5 protein-coding genes are annotated in these 4,504 nt (G+C 44.5%); 4 read left to right on the top strand and 1 reads right to left on the bottom strand.

Features of this window, described 5'->3' with window-relative positions; genetic code table 11:
• The first annotated feature begins 79 nt into the window (after positions 1 to 79).
• The 4 genes from GKG43_RS22485 to GKG43_RS22470 all read left to right on the top strand — a co-directional run bounded on the left by GKG43_RS22485 (position 80) and on the right by GKG43_RS22470 (position 2,041).
• Positions 80 to 283, top strand: coding sequence for a hypothetical protein (locus GKG43_RS22485; RefSeq protein WP_055154912.1), 204 nt, complete (start codon positions 80 to 82; stop codon positions 281 to 283).
• Between the two features lie 211 nt (positions 284 to 494).
• Entirely contained in the window at positions 495 to 1,052 is a 558-nt protein-coding gene (locus GKG43_RS22480; protein ID WP_055154913.1) for a TetR/AcrR family transcriptional regulator, read from the top strand.
• Between the two features lie 153 nt (positions 1,053 to 1,205).
• A complete protein-coding gene (locus GKG43_RS22475; protein WP_050642557.1) occupies positions 1,206 to 1,619 on the top strand; it encodes a hypothetical protein in 414 nt (137 codons plus the stop codon).
• A gap of 44 nt (positions 1,620 to 1,663) precedes the next feature.
• On the top strand, positions 1,664 to 2,041 hold the full coding sequence (locus GKG43_RS22470; protein ID WP_055154914.1) for an HsmA family protein: 378 nt from the start codon (positions 1,664 to 1,666) through the stop codon (positions 2,039 to 2,041).
• 601 nt (positions 2,042 to 2,642) lie between these two features.
• Here GKG43_RS22470 and GKG43_RS22465 read toward each other — a convergent pair.
• A complete protein-coding gene (locus tag GKG43_RS22465) occupies positions 2,643 to 4,277 on the bottom strand; it encodes an ATP-binding cassette domain-containing protein (protein ID WP_050642555.1) in 1,635 nt (544 codons plus the stop codon).
• Between the last annotated feature and the right edge of the window lie 227 nt (positions 4,278 to 4,504).

Here is a 4,504-nt window from a genome sequence, read left to right as displayed (position 1 = left end):
GTCGATTCAAATATGAAAAATCAAGCGGAAATGACACCCGCTCTATTTGTCATGCCCTAATCGACTGTGAATAGTAACTTTGGCGCATCAGGTAGGCGCCAGCTATATTTCTGATTTGCGGAAAGATGATTTTCACAGGGAGCTGATCAATTGTATAGAAAGAATTAAAAGCACAGACTATCCAACAAATGAATGGGTAGATGTTTTAGACTACCTGACAGGAATTAAAAGAAGAATAGAAAGTCCCGAAGAAGGCAAAGAAGCTTTACTCGAAGCGTTATGAACAACGTAAAGAATGCAAAACAGGTATCCATAATCCCGGACGGGATTGCGGATACCTGTTTTATGATATTGGAATGGAATGTTACTGCTCACACCCTGCGGGCGTGCACAGTAACGGCATCTGCCCATCCATTCTGCCACTTGACATGTAGCACTTGATGGAGTATTATTCAAAATGAATGATGTTCAGTTTCGCGCAGGAGGTGTTTTAAATGAACTTGACGGCTACGTCAGAAGAGGCAATTATCGAAGCCTGTCAGAGAATTGTGAAAGAAAAAGGGCTTTCTGCCGTCAATATGCGTTCTGTTGCTGCAGAGTGTAATGTAGCGGTCGGCTCGATCTATAATTACTTTCCATCCAAATCTGATCTGCTATGTGCGGCAATTGAAAGTATTTGGAAGGACATTTTTCATTTATCAGGCGGAAATCCCAGGTTTGTATGTTTTGCGGACTGCCTTTCATGGATGTATGAGAGCATGAAAGAAGGAGGACGGAAATATCCGGAGTTTTTTTCCATGCATGCGCTAAGTTTTGCCTCAGAGGATAAAGTGAGAGGACGCAGAAGGATGGAGGAATATTTCACCCAATTAAAGGAAAGTCTTCTGGAAATATTAAAGAAAGATTCCAGCGTGAGGGAAGATGCATTTAATGAATGCCTGACACCGGAACTGTTTACAGACTATATCCTTATGATCTTTTTTTCATCGCTGACGGATACTCAGCAAAATAGTGCAGGACTGCTGGAGATCGTAAAGAGATGTCTTTATTAATCCATCGTCTGAAACCTGCGTAAGTCTGCCAGCCCTATTCAGCGGACTTAACGTGCCGGTACACAGAGACTCAGGCAAAATGTGTCCCCACTTTCGGAGTGGGTAAATTTTGACCCAAAATGAACAATGTTCAGATGTTTTCGGAGGTTCAACATGAAAGTAAAAAAAGAAAATTTATTGATAATAGCAAGTCTCGTATGGCTTGCGGCGGGATTCAATATTCTTCGTATAGGAATCAAATCCTATACAGGATATGTTACAATTTTAAACCTGTTCCTTTCAGCCGTCGTTTTTCTTATATTCTGGTTTATGGTCTTTTATAAACTGACGGTGAAACATACCGACAGGATACAGAAATACGAGGAGGAATTACAGTTCTTTTTAAAATTTTTCGACATCAAATCATTCTGCATCATGGCCTTTATGATGATATTCGGGATTTCAATCCGTTCATTTAACCTTGCGCCGGATGTATTTATCGCTGTTTTTTATACAGGACTCGGCACCGCCCTATTCGGGGCCGGCCTTCTGTTCGGCCGCAATTACTATAAGTATAAACAGCATTAAGAAGCCATGAAAAACGTTTTGCATCATTCAACTGGGAGGTTTATATGTCTAAATTACTGATCGCAGCGATTATTTTTATGACCCTGGCGCTTACATTCTATACAATCGGGGTATTTGGCGAAAAGAAAAAAGGAGTATTAATGAAATGGCACGTCCTAGTATTCTGGATGGGCTTTATCTGTGATACCACAGGAACGACAATCATGGGCAAAATATCAGGTACCGGCTTTTCACTCAACCTGCATACAATAACAGGCCTGATTGCCCTTCTCTTAATGGCATTTCATGCCGTCTGGGCGGCAGTCATACTTGCAAAAAACAATGAAAAAGCCAAAAAAGTATTCCACAAGTTCAGCATCATAGTCTGGTCAATCTGGCTGATCCCATATATACTAGGAATAATCATAGGAATGCAGGGATAAAACAACCTGCCCCTTATACAACTGTCCTGCCCATCCAACCCAATCCGCTGCTCCCGCCAATTTCCCCAAAAAGCGGGTATCTTACAATCCTGATGCGCCCAGCCTATCTGAAACGGGGAGAGGGATGCCTCCCGGAGAAATGGGGATGGTTCCGGATGTTTAGAGTGCGCGGTCTAGTACAGCAGTGCACTAATAATTCAGCAATAAGCACCTGCTCTCTACGCCATAGCTGCACCTGCTTTCGCTAGACGTAGGAACCACTACGCCGTCGCGAAAGCAGGCACACCTCTGACGCAGATATCAGGCACTTATTACTGAAAGATTAATGCACTGCTGTACTAGAAGTACTTACGCAAAATGAACTGCCCACGAGGGATGGAAAGTGATTTACCAAAATCACTTTCCAGTACAACCTTAAGGCCAGAAAGCATCAGGCTTTCTGGCTGCATGTTGTACGTGCCCTCGTGGGCAGCTCATTTTACGTTAGTACTTCTCCGCAAACGGGTTACATCCGGAACCATCCCCATTTCTCCGGGAGGCATCCCTCTCCCCGTTTCAGATAGGCGTCCCCACCAATTAAAATTCCCTGCTCAATAAAATTTTAATCATCCTCTTCCGTAACGACGCTGTATGTCTGCCGTTTTCTAGCCATCTCATCGCTCTCGAGGTACTCGTCATAGGTCGTGATCTTATCGATCAGTTTACCGCCCGGTACGATTTCCATGATCCGGTTGGCGGTTGTCTGCACAATTTGGTGGTCACGGGATGTGAAAAGCAGAACTCCCGGGAATTTAATCATCCCGTTGTTGAGTGCGGTGATTGCCTCCATATCCAGATGGTTGGTCGGCTCATCCAACAGCAGGACGTTGGCGCCGGAAATCATCATCTTGGACAGCAGACAGCGAACCTTCTCTCCACCGGAAAGAACCCTTAAGCGCTTCACACCGTCTTCACCGGCAAAGAGCATTCTGCCGAGGAACCCGCGGACATAGGTCACATCTTTGTTCTCGGAATACTGGGTGAGCCATTCGGTGATGGTATAGTCATTATCAAACTCCCCGCCGAAGTCTTTTGGAAAATACGCCTGTGTGGTGGTGATTCCCCATTTATATGTTCCTTCGTCCGGCTCCATTTCCCCGATCAGGATTTTAAACAATACCGTTTTGGCAAGCTCGTTGCTGCCGACAAAGGCAACCTTATCATCGTGTCCGAGCGTAAAGGTAAGGTTGTCCAGTATTTTTTCTCCGTCAATGGTCTTGGAAAGCCCTTCTACGGAAAGAACTTCGTTCCCGATCTCACGGTCCGGACGAAAATCAATGTATGGATATTTTCTGCTGGACGGTTTGATCTCATCCAGTTCGATCTTTTCCAAAGCCCTCTTACGTGAGGTTGCCTGCTTGGACTTGGAAGCGTTCGCGCTGAACCGGGAGATGAAATCCTGCAGTTCCTTGATCTTTTCTTCCTTTTTCTTGTTGGCTTCCTTCATCTGACGGATCAGCAGCTGGCTGGATTCATACCAGAAATCATAGTTGCCGGCGTATAGCTGGATCTTGCCGTAGTCAATATCGGCTATCTGCGTACATACCTTATTCAAAAAGTAACGGTCATGGGAAACGACGATGACCGTGTTGTCAAAGTTGATCAGGAATTCTTCCAGCCATGCGATTGCATCCAGGTCCAGGTGGTTGGTGGGCTCGTCCAGAAGCAGGATATCCGGGTTGCCGAATAATGCCTGGGCAAGAAGTACCTTAACCTTTTCTGCGCCAGTCAGATCTTTCAGATATTTGTAATGGAGTTCTGTGTCGATGCCGAGGCCGTTCAGGAGGGTGGCTGCGTCTGATTCCGCCTCCCAGCCGTTCATGGTTGCAAATTCCGCCTCCAGCTCACTTGCCCGGATTCCGTCCTCATCCGTAAAATCTTCTTTTGCATAGATGACTTCCTTTTCTTTCATAATCTCATACAAACGCGCATTCCCCATAATTACGGTGTCAAGCACGATAAACTCGTCGTATTTGTAATGATCCTGCTGCAGAAAGGAAAGACGTTCCCCCGGTGTGATATTGACCTCGCCTTTGGTAGGTTCCAGCTGACCGGATAAAATCTTTAGAAACGTAGATTTTCCCGCGCCGTTGGCGCCAATCATACCGTAGCAGTTTCCTTCTGTAAATTTGATATTGACATCTTCAAACAGCGCTTTTTTACCAACGCGCAAGGTTACATTATTTGCACTGATCATAGCATAATCTCCTTTATATTCATGTTCCTGTAATCCCAACGCTTATATTAACATGAGATGGATGGAAATGGCAAGGTTTCGGGCGGTTTTCACGAAAATTAAAAGTTTGTTGTTTTCGAATAGAGAAAATCGTTATATAATGAGAAAAGAGATAGTGTCAAATGATGTATGGAAAAACGAGTCAAATAAATAAGGCTCAATTGAACCTTGAAAACTGTAGATATTGA

Origin of the sequence: Eubacterium sp. BIOML-A2 (assembly GCF_009680135.1) — a bacterium.
Classification (GTDB): Bacteria; Bacillota; Clostridia; order Lachnospirales; family Lachnospiraceae; genus Faecalicatena; species Faecalicatena contortus_B.
Note: the sequence above shows the minus strand (reverse complement) of the source record. Positions and strands in the feature narration are given on the sequence as shown.